The following is a 22,146-nucleotide window of genomic DNA, read 5'->3' on the forward strand; positions in this document are numbered from 1 at the left end:
ATAGCCAGTGGGTGGTTCCCCAGGAGAATCGTGACTTGGGCCATCATCCATAGCATTCAAGGCTTGGCCCGGTTGGTCGCACGACCGCTCTCTTTTCGATCAGTGACCCAGAGGTGATTTCTCGGACTTAAAGGATGGGAGCGTTCGGTAGAGATGACTCATTCAGATGAGAATTCCAAGCTGCATACGCGTCCGAATGTTGGGTTACAGCCGTACACCACCTTTCACCGGAAAGCTCGCGAGTTGCGACCAACATCATCATTTGGCTAATAGCTGCATCCAGATCTAAAAGCAGCTCATGAGATTTAAATCTAAAGTCGTCCGCTGCGTTCATGTCGGATCCTGTGCTCAGCGGGTCTGACTCGATGTTACGAGTTGCAGTACCCGCCAAGAATCTTGATTGCGGTTTTTTATGGATCAGCCAGAGCGATGGGCGGCAATAATCTTGTCTGGTGAGAGCTGGCCTACGCCCCTGGACTTAGATCAATCACTGTCCACGCCTTTTTATCCGTTTGAATGGATCACCATCGGTAACGTGACCACGAATTCGCTACCCATGCCATCACCCTCGCTCATACCGGTAACTTCGCCGCCGTGCGCCTCAACCAGCTCGCGGACTACTGTCAGTCCGATGCCCAAGCCTGACCCATTGAATCCGACGGCATGCACGTCTTGAACATAGGGATCGAAAATAAACGGGAGCGCTTTAGCGGAAATACCGATTCCATTGTCGGAAATGGTTATTTTCAAAACGTCGGACGCTACCGTTACAGACAGTTTGATCCTACCGTGGGTCGGGGTGTATTTCGCCGCATTCGCCAGAAGGTTGTGGAGAATCTGCGCGAGGCGCCCTGGGTCACCATTGACCATCAAGATCCCATCGGGAAGATGGACGTTGAAATGCTGCTCTTGTGCGCTCATCAAAGGGCGGCACGCATCAATGGCTTCACGCAGAACTTGAATTATGTCGACATCGCGGCGATTGAGTCGCAACTTGCCAGTGCTGGCACGGGAGACATCCAGCAGATCATCGACCAGCTGTGACATATGTTGCACTTGGCCTTCGATCAACTCCCGCATCCGAGGCAGCTGATCGCTAGGCAAACGCACCATACGTTCTGCAATCATACTGATAGGCGTTAATGGGTTACGTAGCTCATGAGCCACCGTCGCCAATATGCTTTTTTGCTGACTCAGTGCGCGCTCGGCTACAGCCTGAAGGTCTTGAGCGCTGAGTGCGGCTATGACCAGCTGGGCATTAGCCTCACGCAGTTCCTGGTACAAACGTTGCTCTTCCAAGCGTGGGGCGACTATAGCGTCTGACTGCACCAGCAGTTTCGCAGGTACTGGCTGCTGATTAGCCTCAATCACCTGCTCGACCTGCTGACTATCCACCAGCCGGCTGCTGGTGTCGCTCAACTCTTTTTGAAGTGCTGCCAGCACGGCGCGTGCTTCAACGGTTTTCTGGCCAAGCAGGAAGAGTTCGTGAGCAGCATTAGCGATCTCACGCTCATTCGTGCCATCGACATTACTCATGAGTCGGGCTCAAGCATTTTTATCTCCTGGATGTGATACACCTGAAATCCGCTTTGTGGGTCGGCCTCCGAGCAGACCTTCTTGGTCATGAAGCATTTCGCCAATCTGCAAGCCGTTTTCGTCGATGCGGTAAAGCCGTAACTCATCAGAGTGGGCGCTAGCCCGCAGCTTGACCACGGCCATGATGCGGAGCAAGCGGCTCTCTACTTCAATATAGCGCTGGACGATGATGGCGTCGGTCAGGAACGCCGTGCCGTAAGGGCTGAAACGCAGGTCGGTGTGGCGGTCTTCCAGCTCCGAAGTCATCAATACACTGACCCCAACACTGGTCAGCGCAGTGACCATGCGTGACAGCGATTCACGGAAGTCTTCGCGGAAAGTCGGGGCCAGCGCCAGTTCGAAGCCCGACAACGAGTCGATCACCACCCGAGTGGCTTTCAGTCGGCGAATCTCGCTGAGCAGCAACTGGACGATTTCGGCGATAGACAGATCCGGCGCGCTGCTGTCCACCAAGCCGACCTGACCGCTTTGGATCAATTGAGTGAGAGTGGCATTTTGAAAATGATTGGGCCGTTGTTCGAACACCGCGATCACACCGGTTTCGCCATTGCGAGCTCCTTCGGCGAGGAAGGTGGCCGCCAGAACGCTCTTGCCCGAGCCCGACGGCCCTGCCACCAGCAAGGAATAACCACGGGGCAGGCCGCCACCGAGCATCTCGTCGAGCTGCGACACGCCCATTTTCAGGCGTTTGATCGGGAATTCCAGCGGCGCTTCAGGCGCTTTGAGCACTGCCGGCGCAAAGACCTTGACCCCCGATGTCGTAATGCGGAAGGTGTGCAAGCCCGGTAATGTGGGCTGGCCGCGCATCTTCATGATTTCAATCTTGCGTACCATGGAATTGCGCTGCACGCTCTGGCGCAGCCAGATCAGGCCGTCGGCCACGGTGAAAATCGGGTTGGTGTCGGTTTCGGTGAAATATTCGCCAATCAGGAAGGTCGTCGCCTGCCAGGTGGTCATCAACATGCCCAATTGCTGAACGAACTGCGGCAGGTTGTTGTTCGGGTTGTCCTGGGTCTGGCTGGCCAGCACCACCGAACGGAACGAGTCGACGAACACCAGTGACGGGGAGTGAGCCTCCACCTCGCTGACGATGCGCCGCAGCACTTCGTCCAGATTCCCGGCCAGGGTGTCGTCAGCCAGGTTGATGTAGCGGATCGACTGGTTGATCGCTTCGCTGTCGAAAAAGTCGAATTGCTGCTGATACCGCAGCATCTTCAGCGGCGGCTCGCCGAGCACCGTAAAAAACAGTGCCGGGCGCTCGGGCGTCGCCAGGGCGAACATCATCTGATGCGCCAGGGTGGTTTTGCCACAGCCAGGGGGACCTGCGATCAGGTTGAACGAAAATTCCGGCAATCCTCCGCCCAGCACCTCGTCCAGTCCTGGCACGCCGGTGGCCAGGCGGTTGATAGTCACTTTGGTGCTCATGGCGAAATTTCCTGCGAAGGGGTGTCGCTCAAAGAAGGTTCCCACACGCCACGAAGCAAACGTGCGGTGAGCGAGGGCCCGATCAGCGTGGTCAGCAGTTCGTAAAACGTGGTCAGCAACATTTCACCGAAAAACAGCGCATCGGTTTCGCTTTGCTCAACGATTACGGACTTGAGGGCAGTCAGATCCATGCCGGGGGGCGCTCTGTCACAAGTGCCGGCCAGACGCGGATGGTGGGAGGCGCACAGATGAAGGCTGCGGCGATAAAGCGCGGCCCCCCCTTGCTGGCCGATAATGGGCGTGAGGGCTACATCCATATCCCGCAAGGTTGAAATGATCGCCTGGGCGATCCTTGCAGTGTCAGCGTTGGGGCCAACACGGTGCGCCAGAGAAGCTACGATCTGGCGGCTCTCTTCGCTTAGCGTGGACATGGCTCACTAATTTTTGATGGGCGCCTATCGATGGTACACCCTATAACCTGTGACCGAGTTTTCATTTGGACGCAGAGCTGATGATGTCCGGATACCAGCTCCGTGGCTGAAGAAAAGTAGTCCAAAACAGCAAGGATTTGCCTCTCTGTCCACGTCTCAAACACCTGGATTTGCGATTTGGATATAAACCGACCAAATGCCAAGCAATATCCAGAACGTCGCAAAGATCCAAGGTGTGCGAACCGAAAACAGCAACGCCTTTCGGTACCCTTTGTGCGTGGACTCTCGCTCACAAAACAAAGGCGATTCGTCATACGCCAACCCCATCACAGGCTCGCTATGCAATAGCTCGCTCTGCTTGAAATGCCAGTGGCCGATAATGTCGTATGCCGCACGTATACCGGGCCAAGCATTCAGCGAACTTAGTACCCCAAGCAACGTAAGAAACGGTGGTACCACTAGCGTGAATAACTTGCCCCATTCGGGGTTTAGATTGCCCATACAAGAGGCAAATGCGATGACCAAAAAGGACTGAGATGCCAGATAGGCGTCAGTTCGATTGGCCAAGATGCTGGTCTCGTACTGAATCTCCCTTCGGTAAAAATCCAAGCGCTCCTTTGGCGACCCGAACATCCTGGCATTGTGCTCGCTTAGTGCAGTGTCACTTATCTGGGAAGTCAAAATTCTCGGCAAGGCGGGCTCATCCTGATCAAATATGTGAAGCTCCGGCTTACTCCCCCATCCCAATCCGCGAATTGAACTGGATATCTCCCTCATCAGCGTTGGTCATTCACTAACGCCTGCCGAAGGGCATTTATTTCTGATTTCACCTTTGCACTAAAAGCTCCGCAATCATCCGCGCCCCGAACTCCCGTTCAGCAACCTGCACGAGCCCATGGTTATGGAAAGTCTGGTTACCCGCTACAAACGGAATCACCACCTCATCTATGCGCTTCAGCTTGACGTTGATCCGTCAGACTTCCTGGACTTCATCGTCCTCCTTGAACGTCATGTAATTCCAGAGCCGAAGGCCTTCGCGTCCGTCATAAATATCGTGTTTGGTCATGCGCCACAATGATGGCCGTATGCTCTACACAGAAAAAGAAAAAGGTGTGGTTCATTAGTTGACCGAAGGCCGCAGCGATCCGGTCATGTCGGCAAATTTAGATCAGCCTACGTTCTTAAATGTGCGATTAGCGTGGATTGTGGATCGGCGAGGACGCTGGGCGCGAAAGTCATCACACCGTATCTGAGAGGCTTCGGCCCGACTCGCTTCCTGGACAAACAAACACTTGGGTCAGGTCAGCAAGTGGCTAGGGACTAAGCCTCACAATTTTCCGTAAGCAGCCTGAATATGTGGAACCCCCATCTCGCTTGCCGATCAATCCAGTATGGGGAGCAAAGATGGTGATCTATGACGGCAAACGAAGACTTAATGGATTGGAATGCCCACTGGCGACTCTCTAACGGCGTCGTATCTTGCCGGGCGTGCGAATCGCAGCAACGAGAGTTGATCGGGGCGCCGCGTTTACACACTCTCCGGGCTGTGAACATGCAGGACAGAGGCGCAATCCGTGGGATGACCTGGATTCCATATGTAAAAAATTCGGCGGCAACATCTAGGCCCACACCTAAAACCGCCCTGGATAACTGTCATCAAAAAGGGCCATCACAGGGCCCTTTTGTACTCAAACCAAACTCACTTGGTCAGCCAGGACTCGAAAATGACCAGCTTATAGCCTTCGTTCGGAACAACTACAAAAAGTTGTCTACTTCACCGAAACAGCTTGGGTCAGATTTTGCTGCATATAAGCGAGAAAACGGCGCTGGAAGAGCATTGTATGCTCGTGAGCTGCTTGCTCAGCCTCGTCGGGATTTCGAGCAGCGATAGCCTCAATAATTTCATCATGGTCACGACCGAGACGTGTGGTAGTGCTCGCAGCACTGATGATGTAATCAAAATGCAAATGCGCAAGTCTTTGCCCCTCTCCTAGCAGCTTCTCGTAGTAACTGATGAAGTAGGGGTTTTTTCCTGCCTGAGCAATTGCAATGTGAAAGGCTTTGTTCGTCTCCGACATCGCCTGAAAATCGCCTGAGGTCACTGCATCGAGGTAGACAGCGTCAGCCGTGCGAATCCGCTCCAGATCCTCATCGTTATGTTGAGTCGCAGCCAGCCGCGTAACGGCTCTCTGAATGAGATCAAGCGCCGAAATATAGTTTGGAAAGTCTTCAATCTCGAATGGCGTTACCAGCGTTGTCCTGTTGGGCAGGATAGTGACCAGCCCCTCGCTGATGAGTCGCGCCAGCGCATCCCTTACCGGAGAACGAGAAAGACCGAATTGTGCGGCCAACGACACCTCATCCAGTGGAGATCCGGGCTTTAGCTTGAGCGTCAGTATTTGTTTACGAAGCTCTTCGTAGATGTAACGCCCACCATGGCGTTTGATGCTTCCGTTCGTCTCAGCGGTATCGTTGCTCATTGAGTTGCTCTCAGCGTACTGGCTGGTCGTTTGACCGAGTGTAAGACTAACACCAGCCATAGCCTGGTTAGAAACCTTCGCCCCAAGTGTCACTCAACATAAACCCATCGGCCAGTGGGTCATCAGGGTCGACGCCAATTTGATGCATGCCATACACCCAGGCTCGCCCGGTTATTCGAGGCAGCACTGCCGCCCGATCTCCAACTTCCGTCAAACCAAGAAGCTCGACCTTGAACTCGCCCCCAATAGTTGAGCGAGAGATCAGTTGATCGCCTGGCGTCACTTGCCCACGGGCGCTCAGGGTTGCCAGGTTCGCTGAGCTGCCAGTACCGCATGGAGAGCGATCTACGCGACCAGGGGGCAATGTCGTGCAGGTTTGCCAAGTAAGTTGATCAATACGATTGCGGAACATCACATACGCAACCTCATTCAGACTATCGATCAGCGGATGCTTCACGGACACCTGCTCGTTGATGATGCCTCTCAAGCGCACACCCGCATCCGCAAGTTCTCGAGCCTTACCGGGCTCGATACTCAGCCCGACCTGATCAACATCAATCAGGGCGTAATACACACCACCAAAGGCAATATCCGCTTTGATGGGGCCAAATTCGTCAGTCTGTATAACAGCATCCAGATGCTCCACAAACGACGGCACCATATCCAGCGAGACACTCACACAGCGACCCTCTGCACATTGCGCACGCGCGGTGACCAGACCGGCTGGAGTATCCAGAACAACGGTCGTGTATGGCTCTTCCATCGGCAGGATGCCGAGCTCAAGCAATGCTGTGACGACGCAGATGCAGTTACTGCCTGACATCGGGTGAGCCTTGTCAGCCTGCAAAACAATGAAGCCCGCCTGGGCCTCAGGTCGCGTTGGCGGCAGCAACAGATTGACCGACATCTGCAAGCATCCACGCGGCTCCAAAACCACCAGGCGACGAAGGCTATCGTCGACCTCGTTGATATAGTTCATCTTGTCGAGCATGGTCTTGCCGGGGATGTCGAGGACACCTCCCGTGATGACTTTGCCGATCTCGCCTTCGCAATGCACGTCGACCAATTGAAGCGTTTTCTTCCAGCGCATGGCGCCCTCCCCCTTACTTGATGTACCAGCCCCACGGTTGTTCACTGTCGTACCGGGTGATCTGTTTGGTTTCGAGGTAGTTATTCAACCCCCACTCCCCTAACTCCCTGCCGATTCCGCTTTGCTTGTAGCCACCCCAGGGTGCTTCGGTGAACGTCGGTTGGGAGCAATTAACCCAGACAATACCGGCTCGAAGGCGGCGCGCGACCCGCTCCGCGCGAATCAGGTCTTTCGACATGACCGCCGCTGCCAGACCGAAGCGTGAATCGTTGGCACTTTTCAGCGCTTCCACTTCATCGTCGAAGGGACGTACGCAAACCACCGGGCCAAAGATCTCTTCATTCCAGATCCAGCTATCGACTGGCACATCTGCAAAGATAGCGGGAGTGATGAAATACCCCGACTCGCAATGCGCCGGCCTCGTGCCACCGTACAGCAGAGTGGCGCCCTCTTCCTGGCCACGTGCAACAGCTTCCAGAATTTTGTTGTATTGACCGCTGCTGACTAAAGGCCCTAGCAGAACACCATCCTTCAATCCATCGCCAATGCTGAGCTTGCTCGTCTCCTCGACCAGGCGTTTGAGCAAAGGCTCATACAGACCGCGTTGTACCAGGACACGTGAGGTCGCCGAACATACCTCTCCCTGGTTCCAAAAGATTCCGAACATGATCCACTCGACAGCCGCTTCAATGTCGCTGTCATCAAAAATGATGAAAGGTGATTTACCACCCAGCTCAAGACTGATGTTTTTGATGTCGCGAGCGGCTGCTTGCATGATCCTGGAGCCGGTTGGAACACTGCCAGTGAACGCTAACTTATCGATGCCCGGATGCTCACTCAGGGGAGCGCCTGCGTCAGGCCCCAAGCCCGTTACCACGTTCAATACCCCTGCCGGCAGCCCAGCCCCATGTGCAATGTCAGCCAACTCAAGCGCTGTCAAAGGTGTGAGCTCCGATGGTTTGAGCACCATGCAGCAACCAGCGGCCAAAGCAGGTGCCACCTTCCAGGCGGCCATCAGCATCGGGAAGTTCCAGGGAATGATCGCCCCTGCCACCCCCATCGGCTCCTTGCGAGCTATGCAGCTGAATCGCTCATCAGAAAGGTTGATGCGCTTCTCTTGCTGAACATCAAGTTCTTCTGCAAGGTCGGCATAGAAATCGAAGCATCCTGCCGTGTCTCCGATGTCCCATTGAGCCTCGGGAAGCGGTTTGCCATTGTCACGCACCTCGAGCTCTGCAAGAACGTCCAGGCGCTCCCGAATACCCGCTGCGATACGGCGCAATACAACTGCCCGTTCCGCGCCGGCCATCTGCGGCCAAGGGCCGTCGTCGAAAGCTCTTCGTGCCGCTATAACTGCCAGGTCGACATCTTTTGCGGTGGCTGCAGCAACGCGCGTAATGACCGATTCATTACTGGGATCGATAGTTGCGAAAGTCCCGCCCAAGGCAGGTTTTACCCATTGGCCGTCGATGTAGAGATGGTCGTAGGATTTCATGATGAACCTCAGTTGAACGCAAAGCGTTTGGCGCTGAAAGGAGTCAAGTCTTGTGTAGGTTGGCGCCCGGCGACCATGTCGGTGATGAGGCGTCCAGTCGTTGCCCCGAGTGTCAGTCCAAGCTGGCCATGGCCGAACGCAAGGAAGACATTCTTCAGGCGCGAGCTTCGATCAATCACAGGCTTTGTGTCCGGCAGAAATGGCCGATAACCGATGCCGTATTCGATATCGTCGAGCTTCAGCTGCGGAAGGATTTTGCGGGCCTTTTCCAGAATGATTTCGGCACGTTTGAAATTCGGCTTGGCGTTGGGGCCGGAGAACTCGATAGTGCCGCCGATCTGCAAACCACGAGTCATCGGTGCAAAACAGAATCCGCCGTCGGCATAGATAACTGAGTGACGTACTTCCACGCCCGAGTGGGGTAACAGCACCTGGTATCCAGCAATGCCTGCAAGTGGCACTGAACCACCTATCTGGGAGAAAAACTGACTTGAACCAGTGCCAGCTGCAATGACGACGTGGTCAGCTTGGTAACGCTCACCATTGACCAAAGTTATGCCGCTGGCACGGTCAGAAACTTCGTCTATTTTTTGAACCTGCCCACGTACACGGACACCGCCCTGCTCAATAAAGCTTTGTGTGAGGGCGCCGATGAACCCTTTGGTATCACTGACCGCGCGCCAATCTGGGAACAATAAACCGTGACTGAATTTTCCAGCCAACGCAGGTTCCAGATCCGATATCGCCGCACGATCGAGCACTTCTGATTTGAAACCCAAGGATCGACGTAGATCCATATGGGGCCCCTCTTGGGCTAACCCCTCAGAGGTGTCAAATACCTCAATGATTGGACGTTCGCCCATTAACGTTTTGTCAGCGCATCGCTCCAGTAACGGCGCGTAGTCTTCGTAGACGTGGTGAGTCAATGTCGCCATCTCATTGGCAATTTCGACTATGCGCGAATGACGAGCGCAAGCAACGAAACGCAGAAACCAAGGCAAGATCCCGGGAAGAGCGCTAGGCCGAAGCGCTAGCGGGCCCTTTTGATCAAGCAACCAGGCAGGTATTTTTTTTAGAATTCCCGGCTTGGACAGAGGGATAACCTCACTCACCGCCATCTGCCCGCAACTCCACTTGGCGGTGCTGTCACCCGGTGCCTGAGGATCGACCAAGGTGACCCGGTAACCTTCGCGTTGCAGGTACAAGGCGCAGCACACCCCAACAATGCCACCGCCAATGACGACGGCTGATTCGCCACTGATGGCCTGATGGGTGGGCGGTTGCATAGTGATCATAAAGACTCTCGATTAGCGCAGAACCTGCATGCATGAATCCATCATGGACATTGACCAACGACTGAAAAACCCGCATCAGCACCTGGTGCCGATGCGGGATCGATATCAGCCCTGAAGCTTTTCGAACTCTTTGCGGAATTCGGATTTTTCCTCATTGGTCAGTGGCAACAACGGCATGCGCGCGACGCCCACATTGAAGCCTGCGAGCTCACAACCGTACTTGACCTTTTGAATGAACTTGCCGCTTTCCAAGTTGTTCATCAGCGGGAACAGCGAGCGCACGATCTGCTGGGCACCGGCGAGTTGCCCGCTGACGTAGTTTTCATAGAACGCCACAATTTGCGGCGCCAGGAAATTCGCCGGCGCGCAGATCCAGCTGGTGGCGCCCCATAGGAAGAAGTCCAGAGCCTGGTCATCAGAACCGCAAGAAAGCTGGATCTTCCCCTTGTAGCGGTCATCGATTTCGATGGCCCGCAGCAAGTTACCGGCGCTTTCTTTGATGGCGATGACCCGGTCATGATCCTTGAGCGCATCCATGACGCTGTAACCCACCTCCACGTTAGTGCGGATCGGGTAGTTGTACAAAACGATGTTCACGTCAGGTACCGCATCAAGGATGGCATTGTAGTGACCGATGAGTTCGTCCTGAGTCGGAATGGCATAGTACGGCGGAGCAATCAGCAAATTGCTGTATCCGGTATCCCGAGCCTGCTTGACCTGCTCGATGACTTCGCGGGTGCAAGAGCCATTCGCACCGGCAATCAACATAACGCGATCATTGGCGACTTCCCGAACAGTGGCCATAACCCGGCGTCGCTCTTCATTGGTCAATGCGTAGTATTCACCGGTTGAACCCAAGGGTACCAAGCCGCCTACACCCTGCTTGATTTGATATTCAACCAAGGAGGCCAGCACGTCGTAATCGACTGCGCCGGTTTTGTCGAAAGGGGTCACCAGGGCTGGCATGATGCCGTTAAGTTGCTGCATGGGAGAATCTCCAGTGTGATTATCAGTATGCGTAGCGTTTGAGCATCCGGGTTTCGACCACCCCGACCAGTCGGGTCAGGGGGAACGCCACAAGGAAATAGATCACCGCCACCGCCGATAAAAACTCCACCGGGCGTGCGGTACTGTTCGAAATGTTTTGCCCTACGAACATCAGGTCAGCGATGCCGACAGATGAAATCAGTGCACTCTCTTTGAAGAGGCTCACTACGTTGGAAAGAAGCGGTGGTACCGCTCTGAGAAGCGCTTGCGGGAAAATGACGTAGAGCACTTTGTTCCACTTGGCGACACCAAGGGCCGTGCAAGCATCGTGTTGCTCGCTGGGAATGGATTTCAGCGCGCCACGAAATGTCTCGCTGGTAATGGCCGTCATGTACAGGGTCAATGCCAACATCACGGAGACGTAAGGCGCAACAGAAATGCCGAACACCACAGGCAGGCAGAAGAAAATCCAGAACAATTGGATCAACAACGGCGTGCCGCGAAAGAGCTCCACATAAAGCCCCGTGGGAATGCTGATAAACCGGTTTTTTGAGAGACGTAGAAGACTCAAAAAAAAGCCGAAAACACTACCCAGCACCGCGCAACTGACCGTGAAAGCCAGCGTCAACGCGAGCCCTTTTGCCAAGACCTGCCAATAAGAAAAAACGACCGTAAAATCGAGTTGCATGACGATCTCCTCAGCGCGCGAGCGCAGTGTCCTGACGACGTTCGATCCACTGCACCAATTGCGCGATGGGCAGTGACAGAGCGAAGTAGATCAACGCAATGAGTGAGTAGGTTTCCAGTGGTCGATAGGCTTCTGTGGCAATGCTTTTACCGACGTACATCAGATCGGCAACAGCGACGATGGCGACCAGCGCACTCTGCTGAAGGATTGAAATGCCATTGGTCATCAACACCGGCAATGCGGTACGAAACGCCTGCGGCAAAATCACATAGATCGTTCGCTGCCACGGACGCAGGCCTAACGCGACACAAGCATCTTCGTGTTCCCTTGGAACAGCCTGTACACCTGCCCGATACGCTTCAGCATTGAACGCGGTGAGATTCAGGCCCAGGGCAAGCACGCCCATGGTGATCGGATCGATGAACACGTTGAACAGCATTGGCAAGCAGTAGAAGAACCACACGATCTGCAGCAGCGCCGGCGTGCAACGAAAGAACTCAATGAATAGCTGCGCCGGCCAGCGAATGAAGAACCATTTGCTCAGCGTCAACAGACAAAGACCAAACCCCAGTACCAAGCCCACCACATTCGATATCAAAGCGAGCTGTAAAGTGACCTTCAGGCCATCCCAGAGCACGCCGTAATTACCGGTCAGAAAATGAAAATCGAATTCATAATTCATGGACGCGAGCCTCAATCCAAGTGCAAGACTTTTTCCAGGAATTCGCGGGTACGCGGCTCCTTGGGTTTGGTAAAAATCTGCTCTGGCGGCCCTTGCTCGACGACTTTCCCGTTGGCGCAGAACACCACACGCGAAGCGATACTGCGGGCAAAGTGCATGTCGTGAGTGACTATGATCATGGCCATTTTTTCTTCTGCCAATTGCATCATCACGCTCTGCACTTCGGTGACCATTTCCGGATCAAGCGCCGAGGTGACCTCATCGAAAAGCATCAGTTTGGGTTCTAGCATCAAGGCGCGGGCGATTGCCACTCGCTGTTTTTGCCCGCCTGAAAGCTGACTCGGATAAACATTCAGTTTGCTTTCGAGGCCAAGTCGAGCGAGGAACACACGCGCCTTTTCTGTCGCTTGAGCTTTAGACAGGCCGTGTACCTTCATGGGCGCGAGAATCAGATTGCCCAATACAGAAAGGTGCGGGAACAAGGTGTAGTGCTGAAAAACCATACCCACCTGAGCCTGCAACTTTGCATCCAAAGGCTTACCGGCTCCACGCGTTGAACCATCAATGTAAGGCTTGCCCTGGAAGGAGATCTTGCCCCCTTGAATGCTTTCAAGGCCCATCATGACTCGCAGCAAGGAGCTCTTGCCGCTACCGCTCGGGCCAATGATGACCAGGCGATCATCCGAGCGCATATCGAGATCCAGGTGATCCATTACCACCAAGCCTTCGCCATACGATTTGTACACTTCACGCAACTGGATAAAGTCGCCCTTAGCCGAATTAAGGGTGAGCGAATCCTGCGGCTGAGCAGCCACCAGATAAGGAGCGGTCATAGAACTTTCTCCAGGAGAACGCTAATTCAAAGCCGTTCTCGGGATCGTCGGAAAATTACTGAGGGGTTTTATCGCCGGCATTGGCGAGCGCAGAAGCCTTATCAACAAGAGCGGATATCTCCCCTGTTTCTCGACGTTGCGTGAGATAGATGTTCAATACTTGAAGATCAGACGGTGTGGCATTGCGTGACAGGCCAAACGCAACCCCCTGCTTTGCCAGTGCGGGCACGGGCAATATTTCCTTCGTCCAATCAGGGTTGGCAATGGCGAAGAGGTGATTGGTATCGCTGGCATCGACCAGCACATCAGCGCGCTTGGACATCACAGCCAGACGTGTTTCGTCCATACCTGGCAGACGCATGATCGTGGCGCTTTTCACAACCGCTGTGATGGCTTTGTCGGCAGCAGTGCCAGACATCACGGCAATCGAAACTCCGGGCTTGTCATAGTCAGCGACGGCGTTACCCGCGCTCGCAAACTTGGGATTGTCTTTGTTGGTTAACAGGGAGATTTGGTAATCGGTTGCTGGCACCGAGAAGGTCACTGCCATCGCACGCTCAGGTGTCTGATTCAGCGCCATAGCCATATCCCACTTGCCGCCCTGAAGGCCTGCCACCAGGTTGTCCCAGTTCGTGTCCACGAATTCAACCTTGACCTTGAGAACCTTCTCTCCGAAGTCACGGCATAGATCTACAAAGTACCCACTGTATTGACCAGAGCGCGCATCACGCATGACGTACGGTGCAGCCACTGCCGCCCCGCATCGCAGAACACCTGCCTTCTGAATGCCTTGCCAAAGCGTTGAATCTGCTGCGTTCGCGGGTGCTTGGGCTAACAATGCGCCAAGAAAAGAAACGCCCACGAGCATTTTGCGGAGGGGGGAAGAAAGGAGCCGTGTCATGTTGACCTCACCGATATTTAATTTTTCTTGGGCAGAAAGGTACAAGCGTTTAAGCTGTGTGCGCCGTCATGTATGCAGCGCTGTATGCAGAGTAGTTTTGAACGAATTGATGTGTCAACAGTGCTCGTGAAATTTTTGCTATGGGGTGATTGACGGTCGGAGGTATGGCGCTGAAGAGCGCTAGGCGTCGCGAGGGAATAAAATTGCGTTTAAGCCAATGCTGGAGGGCGAAATTCTAGAAATAGATCAATGGGCGCGTAAGAGCGTTAGCTAGGATTTCCGAGACTCGCGCTCTAGATACATGTCATGCGCTCTCTTGGTCATGGATGCGGATGCAGGGTGTGAAATTTAGGTGTCCACAAATAAGGGCCCTCGCTGGGCCCTTATTTGTACACAAACCAAAATCACTTGGTCAGCCAGGACTTGGCGATGCCGAAGCCATACGGCTATTGCACACGCATGCGTTTTATATCCCTTTGAGGCGGCTCACCAAACAGGCGGCTGTACTCACGACTGAACTGCGATGAGCTTTCATATCCGACCAGACCGCCGGCACTACTCGCATCTACATTCTGACTCAACATCATCTGCCTGGCAGCTTGCAGCCTGAGCTGTTTCTGATACTGCAGCGGACTCATTCCGGTCACCGCCCGGAAGTGCTGACGAAATGTGGAGGGGCTCATATAGGCGGTAGCTGCCAGGTCATCCATGCGCAGCGCCCGACTGAAATTGAGCTTGAGCCAGGCCACCGCCTTCGCGATGTGTTGGCTCGGTGAGCCGGCACTGACGATGTGGAGCAATTGCGGCCCATGGGCGCCGTTCAGCAATCGAACGACGATCTCTTCTGTGATTAGCGGAGCAATTGCAGCGATCAAAAAAGGCTCATCGAGCAGTGCAACCAGCCGTTCAAAAGCGTTCAGCACTGACACGTCCAGTGTCTGCACAGTGACAGGTCTGAAGCCATCGTCCTTCATGCGTTGAGATAGATGCAGACGCTCAGCTACCTGCATAACCATGGTGTTGTCGAAAGTCAGCATGATGCCCAGATACGGATGCGCGAAACTGGCTTGGGTGACATTCGCTATCACTGGAAGGTCTACGCTTGTGACCAGCGACTGCCCCGGTGCATAAGTGAGCACCTCCTCACCGACCATGACTTGCTTGCTGCCCTGCAAGCACAAACCGATACCCAAGCCATATATGCAGTGCAAAGGCTGTGTAACCGCATTACGTCGATAAAAGCTCAGACCCGGGATGGCTGTCTGGTAATCGCAATCGGTGCGCACAATCTGGCTCACCAAATCAACCAGATGACCCGTGTCACCGGCGGCGAGATTCCTTTTAGAAGCAGCTTGCATTTTCATCTCCTAAAAACTCCCGACGCTATAGCGCGTCACGAACAATTCCATTTTTCACCCTTACGATGTCGGACATAACCGCAAGCGCGATCTCAGCTGGGGTTTTGCTCCCGAGGTTCAGACCAATAGGAGCATGGATACGGTCGACACTTTGATCATCCAAACGAGCAATTCGCCTGATCCGCGCCAGGCGGTTCTGACTGTTACGTCTTGAGCCCATGGCGCCAATATAGAACGCGGGGGTCGTAACGGCTTCCATGAGTGTCAAATCATCCAGCCGAGGATCGTGAGTCAGTGCTACGACGGCAGTCGCGGCATGACAGCCGCCTTGAGAGATGTAAGTCGCTGGGTGGACTTCAATCAGCTTCACGCCTGGCATATTGAAATGCGCAGTCAGTTCCGAACGTGGGTCACACACCACTACCTCAAAACCCAGCGCCGCAGCAAAGCCCGCGCAAAATTCGGCGACGGGTGAAAGCCCCGCAATAAGCAGCCTCTGAGCCGCGCCTATCCGTATACGAACATGATCGGGCTCGACAGAAATCGGCGCACACGCCGTAGTGTCTGCCTCGATTTGCACTTGGTCGGAATCTAATTTCACATGGCGAACTACCTGCTGACGCCCCTTCAGCGCATCCAATAGAACCGCGCAGTGTTCGCGACTCTGGCAGTCCGGTTCAAAGCGCTCCACCAGAACATCCAGTACGCCGCCACACGGCAGAGCAAGGTTTGGAGCAAGTCCACCCTCGCCATAGCGAATGATCTGGCTGCGATGAGCAAACTCCTGGCGACCCAGTCGCTCCAGGAAGTCCTCTTCAACACAGCCTCCTGACAGCGATCCGCAAAAGTCTCCCGTATGCAGCGCCACCAACATTGCACCTGGGCTACGCGGAGCCGACCCATAGGTGGCCAGGACAGTGCAGAGCCAGACGACCTGCCTCTGCTCAAGCCACTTCGCCGCCTGCTCGATTACCTGAAGATCAAGATTGTTCATGGGTCAGGAGAGCAGCTTGTCCATGGTGATCGGTAGATCCCGAATACGCTTTCCTGTGGCGTGGTAAACCGCGTTGCTGATCGCTGCTGCGACCCCAACGATTCCCAATTCACCCACCGCTTTCCCGCCCAGTACACTGGCGGCCAAGTCAGGTATGCCGACATCAATCGTGACGATTTCCGGGACATCGGCATTCACCGGAACCAGGTAGTCCGCGAGGCTTGCGTTCACGACGCGACCGTCACGCCGATCAATGTGGCCTTCCTCAAATAACGCTTGGCCGAGCCCCATGATCATCCCGCCCATCCATTGGCTCTGGGCAAGCTTCGGGTTGTACACCCTGCCGCTGTCGAACGCTGCAACCATGCGCTTGACCCTGACCGTACCGAAGTCCTCGTCAACCCGAACTTCGACGAAATGCACGCCCCAGCTATGGGCCGAGACTCCGCCGCTGGTTGCCGATTGCATTTGGCTAAACCCATGCGCTGCAGCGTCACGATCAGCCTCCGTAGCGCCGGCCTTGAAAGTGTCCGTGGATATCTCGAATCGATCCTTGCCAAGCGCCTTCAGCAGATCTGTCAATGCTATACCGTCGCCCGGTCGTTGTGAGGGTTTGATCCGACCGTTCTTGAACACCAGATTGCCAATGTCCATCCCGTGTAGAGGCGATTTCGGATCGGTTGTTGCGAGCCGCAGCAGTTCGATGCGTGCGACTTTCGCTGCCTTATACACGGCGCCAGTCAGATTGTTCGCCAACTGAGAGCCCCCCGCAACGGGTGCACGGGGCAAATCCGTATCGCCAAGGATCACCTTGACTGAACTCGTCGGAACATCCAGTACCTCGGCGGCGGTTTGCGCAAGGATCGTGTAGGTGCCAGTGCCCAAATCGGTGCCTCCACTGAGTACCTCAATCCGTCCATCTCGATGGATGATGATTTTGGCTTCTCCGGGAGTGCGCCAGACCGGGTAAGTACCTGCTGCCATCCCCCAACCAATCAGTTCGCGACCTTCGCGCATTGAGCGCGGCTGCGGATTCCGGCTGGCCCAACCAAATGCGTTAGCGCCGGCGGCATAGCCCTCCCTAAGACGCCGTGTCGACCACGGGATGTTGGCTTTCGGATCTTGAGAAGCCCAATTGCGCAGCCTTAACTCAATGGGATCGAGCCCGACTTTATAGGCCAGTTCATCCATGGCTGTTTCAAGCGCATAGGTGCTGATGTTTTCACCAGGCGCACGCATCCAACCTGGGTTGACGGTATTCACCGGGATAATGCTGTGGCGAGCGAGCATATTAGGCGTGGCGTACATAAGTGCTGTCACTGAAGTGCTTGGCTCCAAATGAGTATCGTCAATTGCGGTCTCGTTCCAACCCTCATGCACCACCGAGACAAGCACACCCTGTTTCGTGGCACCCAACGCCAATCGTTGGCTGGTGCGAGGCCGACCACCGTACCCGGTGAACGTTTGTGGACGTGTCAGCGACACCTTCAAAGGCCGACCCAATGCCTTCGATGCCGCACAGGCCATGGCGACATGCGGGTGTGGCGCCACTTTGCAACCAAACCCACCACCGATAAATGGAGAAATAACACGGACGTTTGCCATGTCCACCCCCATCCACTGAGCGATAACGTTGCGGGCACCGCCCACCCACTGACTTGACTCGTAAACTGTCAGATTGTCCCCACTCCAATGAGCGATGCACGCATGGGGTTCCATCGGCACGTTGTATTCGCGGGGCGTGGTGTAGATGCCTTCTACCTTGACCGCAGCTGACGCCAGGGCCGATGTCGCATCACCCCATTTCGCTTGTAGATCATCAATGAGCTGTGGCTTTGCGCGTGGATCATCAGGATCGATGATCGCATCGGTTGGCTCATAGCTGACCTTGATCAAGGTCGCGGCCTCAGTGGCTTGTTCAAAGCTTTCGGCAACTACCAAGGCGATATGCTGACCATTCCAGCGCACCAGGTCGTCCTGCAAAGGTGTAAAGTTTTCGGTGGCGGCTCCGCCTTTAATAAAGGGTGTGGCTTGCTGAATCGCCAGTCGGGTAAGGTGCGTATAGATGGCAACTACACCGGGCGCTTTTTCGGCCAGGCTAGTGTCGATGCCAGCGACCCGTCCGGCGGGAATGGTCGATTGCAGCGCAACGCCGTACAACATGCCATCGATGGCATGCTCAATGGCATAGCGCGCTTCACCTCGCACCTTAAGGCCGCCCTCTTGCCTGGGTGCACGCTCGCCAAGAGAGCCGTTGGGCTCTTTCTCAACAAGCTGCGCCGCCTCCCCGGTCAACGGGTTGAACACGAGGCCGGTGTATGCGACAGCAGATCCTGCAGCGACAGTTTTCAGCAGTGTCCGCCGATCAATTTTCGGGTTGAAGAGATCGTTCATGACAAGCCTCCGACGGTCATCAGTGCGCGCGCGACAATGCGGGGGGCTAGCACTATCTTGAAGGCGTTGTGCTCACGAGCTTGAGCACCATCGACGGCATGACGAGCTGCATCACGCAGCACTTTCTCAGTGAGTGGCTTACCGATAAGCGCTTGCTCGACCCCGCGTGCCCGCCAAGGCTTGGTGCCGACTCCACCCAGGGCAATGCGGACATCTTTGATGGTGTGGCCATCGTCCTCAAATTCGACACCGACTGCTGCGCTGGCAGCAGCAAATTCATAGGAAGCGCGATCACGCACCTTGAGGTAATGAGAGCGTTTGAGAGCTGGCACTACCGGGACTTCCACGCCGACGATCATCTCTCCTGCAGACAGATCATGCTCAATGTCTGGGTGGGCTCCAGGTAACTGATAAAAGTCATCTGCCGCCACTTGGCGATCTGTCACACCACGAATCAAAATTTTGGCATCGAAAGCAACCAATGCCACAGCCAAGTCACCGGGATAGATGGCTATGCAAGCATCGCTTACCCCTAGCACGGCATGGTTACGGTTGATCCCGTTGAGCGCCGCACACCCAGAGCCAGGGTTGCGCTTATTGCAGTTGGGGTAGGCCGCAGGATCGCGAAAGTAGCTACACCGGGTGCGCTGCAAAAGGTTGCCACCAATCGACGCCATATTGCGCAATTGCGGGGAGGCAGCACGCCACAGGGCTTCACTCAGAACGGGCGCCTGGCTCTGTATCGGAGCATGGGCTGCAACATGGCTCATCTTTGCCGAGGCACCAATATGGATCTGCTGAGTGCCGACAGTGATATCGCTCAAACCTTGTAGATGACTGATGTCGACCAAGCGTGCTGGACGCTCAACTCCACACTTCATCAAGTCGAGCAATGTCGTGCCCCCTGCCAGGAACCGAGTCTCGGGGAGACCAACTTCCTGGAGCGCGGTACTGATATCGTTGGCGCGAACGTAATCGAAGGCCCTCATGCCTTGCCCTCCTGCAAACGTACCGCCGCAGTCCGCACTGCCGTGACGATGTGCGGGTATGCGCCACAGCGGCAGATGTTGCCGCTCATGTACTCACGTATGGCATTGTCCGACCCCGTGTGTCCTTCACGTATGCAAGCAACAGCTGACATGATTTGGCCAGGGGTACAGAAACCACACTGGAAGGCATCGAACTCGACGAAGGCGGCCTGCACGGCATGCAATGTGCCGTCAGCCTGAGCTAAACCTTCAATGGTGGTCACGTTACGCCCTTCAACCTGTGCAGCTAGGGTAAGACAGCTCAATACCCGCTCGCCGTCGACATGTACCGTACAAGCCCCACACTGCCCCTGATCACATCCCTTCTTGGTTCCAGTGAGAGAGGCATGCTCACGAAGGGCATCCAGTAAAGTGGTACGAGAGTCGAGTTCAAGGGCCCGATGTTCGCCATTGATCGTGAGCTGAAGCCTGTTACGGTCTGCCATGGTGGCCTCTCCAATAAAATCCAACGGCGCTTAGCCAGGCGGGTACAAGCGCCAACTCTGGTTTTAAGTATGCTTCGTTGCGGGCTGTGAGGATTGCCTGATCGGCGGGGTTTGTTGCCTAATCCGATTGGGATTTTGTAGGCAACGTGCCCGTAACAAGATGTTACGGAGCACGTCAATGCTCGAAACGACGAGCGCATGTGCCCCCCATAAGCCGGCTCAGCAAAGAGTCCGTATGTCAGCGGCAACAACGAAGGTGCGGAAGATCATGGCGCTGGCCTGTAAATCGCTCGCAATTTGGAAGAGATCCAGCTCACCGTCTTTTGTCTTTGCCAAGGCTTCTTCACCGAACTTCCTTGATACCCAGCTGAGCTGCATGTGGACTGCATCCTCCTGCTCGCTCACCTGCACGAGCGCCCCGATGAACCCTGAGTAGGTACGAGTGAATTGATCTATCCGCGCTGTAAGTACGCTGACTAGCGCTGGAACATTGAGCGGACGGACTACGATTTCAACTGATTGGGTAAATCCAATTGGGCAAGGTGAACGACTCATGGAAGCTCTCCAACTAAGCTATCCAGCGACAAAAGGGACTATGTGAGGGCCTACATACGCTTCGCTGACTCCCGAATCTTTAAGGTCGAATCAAGAGCGCCGCAAAGATTCAACCAGCCCAGCTTTGCAGCCAATATGCGTATGGCGTCGGAAGTACAGAGGCTGGGTCAGGGATGTTCAATGTGCGAGCCGCCTGAAATGGCCAATGGGGGTTTGCTAGCATCGTCCGAGCAAAGCAGACCAGGTCGAGCTGACCATCTCGCACGAATCCATCCGCTTCATCGGCGTCAGTAATCATCCAGCTTGCACCTACTGGCAATCCTGTCTCAGCCCGCACGCGCTCCGCATACGGCACCATGAAGTTGGGCCCCCATGGCACGGGTTCACCAGCTGTTGCGAGCGAAAGAGAACAATCCACAAAGTCCACCCCAGCGTCTTTCAACCATTGAAGAACCTGAATTGACTCCGCCATGGATACTTCAAGATTGTCTCCGAAATCGACAACACCGAAACGCACAGTTAACGGGAGGTTGCCGGGCCATATCTGCTTCACTGCATCGACGGTTTCCAGCAAGAACCGCGCACGATTTGGCAGCGATCCACCGTATTGATCCGAGCGTGTATTGGACTTGGAAGACAGAAAGCTCTGGCCGAGAAAAGTAAGGGGCCGGCGAACACACCTTCCGAACTCCAGCATTAAGGGCGATGGTGTCCGCGTATTTTTAAGCGGACGCGATAGCCCTTACGTCAGGATTTCCATGCGCCAACGAAGCTCTTACCCGAAACCCTTCAAGGCCCAGGTTGTGCAGGAATGCCTGCAACCGGGCGCAACCCTATCCAGCGTTGCCATCAGCCACGGCATCAACGCCAACGTTATCCGCAAGTGGCTACCACTTTACCGAGACCAGCCGCCAGCGGCGTTGCCGGCTTTCGTTCCGTTGAGAGCTACGCCCAAACGGCAGGCGGAAGCGTTGGCGATTATTGAGCTGCCGCTTGGCGAGCAATCGATCACAGTGAAATGGCCAACTTCCGATCCTGAAGGCTGCGCCCGCTTTGTCCGTGGACTCGCGCAATGATTCGCGTCGATGCCATCTGGCTCGCCACCGAGCCCATGGATATGCGTGCCGGCACTGAAACTGCGCTGGCCAGGGTGATTGCGGTGTTCGGCGCGGCGAAGCCGCACTGCGCTTATCTGTTCGCGAACCGCCGCGCTACTCGTATGAAAGTGCTGGTGCATGACGGGATTGGCGTCTGGCTGGCTGCTCGCAGGTTGAATCAAGGCAAGTTTCACTGGCCAGGCATTCGACAAGGCTGCGAGATGGAGCTGGATACTGAGCAACTTCAGGCCTTGGTGCTCGGCCTACCTTGGCAACGCGTTGGGGCTGGCGGTGCAATCACACTGCTTTAACACCCGCCATTAGCCCATTAGTCTATCGCCGCGAACGGCCTGCTCTGGCAAAGTTCGCGG

Annotated in this window: 22 protein-coding genes; 2 read left to right on the forward strand and 20 right to left on the reverse strand. The window is 55.1% G+C overall.

Features of this window, described 5'->3' with window-relative positions; all coding sequences use genetic code 11:
• Window positions 1-504 precede the first annotated feature (504 nt).
• The 20 genes from ACMXYI_RS23600 to ACMXYI_RS23695 form a co-directional block, all read right to left on the reverse strand.
• Entirely contained in the window at window positions 505-1,536 is a 1,032-nt protein-coding gene (locus tag ACMXYI_RS23600) for a sensor histidine kinase (RefSeq protein WP_415769313.1), read from the reverse strand.
• 9 nt (window positions 1,537-1,545) lie between these two features.
• On the reverse strand, window positions 1,546-3,021 hold the full coding sequence (locus ACMXYI_RS23605) for an RAD55 family ATPase (protein WP_415769314.1): 1,476 nt from the start codon (window positions 3,019-3,021) through the stop codon (window positions 1,546-1,548).
• A complete protein-coding gene (locus ACMXYI_RS23610) occupies window positions 3,018-3,452 on the reverse strand; it encodes a hypothetical protein (protein WP_415769315.1) in 435 nt (144 codons plus the stop codon). The genes ACMXYI_RS23605 and ACMXYI_RS23610 overlap by 4 nt, the downstream gene beginning before the upstream one ends.
• Before the next feature lie 156 nt (window positions 3,453-3,608).
• Complete coding sequence (locus ACMXYI_RS23615) at window positions 3,609-4,145, reverse strand: hypothetical protein (RefSeq protein ID WP_415773958.1); 537 nt, start codon at window positions 4,143-4,145, stop codon at window positions 3,609-3,611.
• A gap of 1,076 nt (window positions 4,146-5,221) precedes the next feature.
• Window positions 5,222-5,932: a GntR family transcriptional regulator gene (locus ACMXYI_RS23620; RefSeq protein WP_415769316.1), complete on the reverse strand. Its 711-nt coding sequence runs from the start codon at window positions 5,930-5,932 to the stop codon at window positions 5,222-5,224.
• A 67-nt stretch (window positions 5,933-5,999) separates the two neighbouring features.
• Entirely contained in the window at window positions 6,000-7,022 is a 1,023-nt protein-coding gene (locus ACMXYI_RS23625) for a proline racemase family protein (RefSeq protein WP_415769317.1), read from the reverse strand.
• A gap of 13 nt (window positions 7,023-7,035) precedes the next feature.
• Complete coding sequence (locus ACMXYI_RS23630) at window positions 7,036-8,517, reverse strand: aldehyde dehydrogenase family protein (RefSeq protein WP_415769318.1); 1,482 nt, start codon at window positions 8,515-8,517, stop codon at window positions 7,036-7,038.
• Window positions 8,518-8,525: 8 nt separating this feature from the next.
• Window positions 8,526-9,812 (reverse strand): NAD(P)/FAD-dependent oxidoreductase, encoded by a 1,287-nt coding sequence (locus ACMXYI_RS23635; RefSeq protein WP_415769319.1) that lies wholly within the window; start codon window positions 9,810-9,812, stop codon window positions 8,526-8,528.
• Window positions 9,813-9,917: 105 nt separating this feature from the next.
• On the reverse strand, window positions 9,918-10,799 hold the full coding sequence (dapA, locus tag ACMXYI_RS23640) for a 4-hydroxy-tetrahydrodipicolinate synthase (protein ID WP_415769320.1): 882 nt from the start codon (window positions 10,797-10,799) through the stop codon (window positions 9,918-9,920).
• A 22-nt stretch (window positions 10,800-10,821) separates the two neighbouring features.
• A complete protein-coding gene (locus ACMXYI_RS23645) occupies window positions 10,822-11,487 on the reverse strand; it encodes an amino acid ABC transporter permease (protein ID WP_415769321.1) in 666 nt (221 codons plus the stop codon).
• 10 nt (window positions 11,488-11,497) lie between these two features.
• Window positions 11,498-12,169: an amino acid ABC transporter permease gene (locus tag ACMXYI_RS23650; RefSeq protein ID WP_339420497.1), complete on the reverse strand. Its 672-nt coding sequence runs from the start codon at window positions 12,167-12,169 to the stop codon at window positions 11,498-11,500.
• Between the two features lie 11 nt (window positions 12,170-12,180).
• Complete coding sequence (locus ACMXYI_RS23655) at window positions 12,181-13,002, reverse strand: amino acid ABC transporter ATP-binding protein (RefSeq protein WP_415769322.1); 822 nt, start codon at window positions 13,000-13,002, stop codon at window positions 12,181-12,183.
• A gap of 55 nt (window positions 13,003-13,057) precedes the next feature.
• Window positions 13,058-13,948: a transporter substrate-binding domain-containing protein gene (locus tag ACMXYI_RS23660; RefSeq protein WP_415769323.1), complete on the reverse strand. Its 891-nt coding sequence runs from the start codon at window positions 13,946-13,948 to the stop codon at window positions 13,058-13,060.
• A gap of 401 nt (window positions 13,949-14,349) precedes the next feature.
• Window positions 14,350-15,261 carry an AraC family transcriptional regulator gene (locus tag ACMXYI_RS23665; protein WP_415769324.1) on the reverse strand — a complete coding sequence of 304 codons (912 nt, stop codon included), beginning with the start codon at window positions 15,259-15,261 and terminating at the stop codon, window positions 14,350-14,352.
• Window positions 15,262-15,286: 25 nt separating this feature from the next.
• Window positions 15,287-16,255, reverse strand: coding sequence for an XdhC family protein (locus ACMXYI_RS23670; protein ID WP_415769325.1), 969 nt, complete (start codon window positions 16,253-16,255; stop codon window positions 15,287-15,289).
• Window positions 16,256-16,258: 3 nt separating this feature from the next.
• Window positions 16,259-18,649: a xanthine dehydrogenase family protein molybdopterin-binding subunit gene (locus tag ACMXYI_RS23675; RefSeq protein ID WP_415769326.1), complete on the reverse strand. Its 2,391-nt coding sequence runs from the start codon at window positions 18,647-18,649 to the stop codon at window positions 16,259-16,261.
• Window positions 18,646-19,638: an FAD binding domain-containing protein gene (locus tag ACMXYI_RS23680; protein WP_415769327.1), complete on the reverse strand. Its 993-nt coding sequence runs from the start codon at window positions 19,636-19,638 to the stop codon at window positions 18,646-18,648. Before ACMXYI_RS23680 ends, ACMXYI_RS23675 begins: the two co-directional genes overlap by 4 nt.
• Complete coding sequence (locus ACMXYI_RS23685; protein WP_415769328.1) at window positions 19,635-20,123, reverse strand: (2Fe-2S)-binding protein; 489 nt, start codon at window positions 20,121-20,123, stop codon at window positions 19,635-19,637. The genes ACMXYI_RS23680 and ACMXYI_RS23685 overlap by 4 nt, the downstream gene beginning before the upstream one ends.
• A 219-nt stretch (window positions 20,124-20,342) precedes the next feature.
• Window positions 20,343-20,678: a hypothetical protein gene (locus ACMXYI_RS23690; RefSeq protein WP_415769329.1), complete on the reverse strand. Its 336-nt coding sequence runs from the start codon at window positions 20,676-20,678 to the stop codon at window positions 20,343-20,345.
• Window positions 20,679-20,787: 109 nt separating this feature from the next.
• On the reverse strand, window positions 20,788-21,375 hold the full coding sequence (locus tag ACMXYI_RS23695; protein WP_415769330.1) for a hypothetical protein: 588 nt from the start codon (window positions 21,373-21,375) through the stop codon (window positions 20,788-20,790).
• Between the two features lie 61 nt (window positions 21,376-21,436).
• On the opposite strand from ACMXYI_RS23695, the gene tnpA reads away from it, so the two are divergent.
• On the forward strand, window positions 21,437-21,754 hold the full coding sequence (gene tnpA, locus ACMXYI_RS23700) for an IS66-like element accessory protein TnpA (RefSeq protein ID WP_140682490.1): 318 nt from the start codon (window positions 21,437-21,439) through the stop codon (window positions 21,752-21,754).
• Window positions 21,751-22,086 (forward strand): IS66 family insertion sequence element accessory protein TnpB, encoded by a 336-nt coding sequence (tnpB, locus tag ACMXYI_RS23705; protein ID WP_140682487.1) that lies wholly within the window; start codon window positions 21,751-21,753, stop codon window positions 22,084-22,086. The genes tnpA and tnpB overlap by 4 nt, the downstream gene beginning before the upstream one ends.
• The last annotated feature ends 60 nt before the right edge of the window (window positions 22,087-22,146 follow it).

It is taken from the genome of Pseudomonas lyxosi (assembly GCF_047758685.1).
In the GTDB taxonomy this organism is placed as follows: domain Bacteria; phylum Pseudomonadota; class Gammaproteobacteria; order Pseudomonadales; family Pseudomonadaceae; genus Aquipseudomonas; species Aquipseudomonas lyxosi.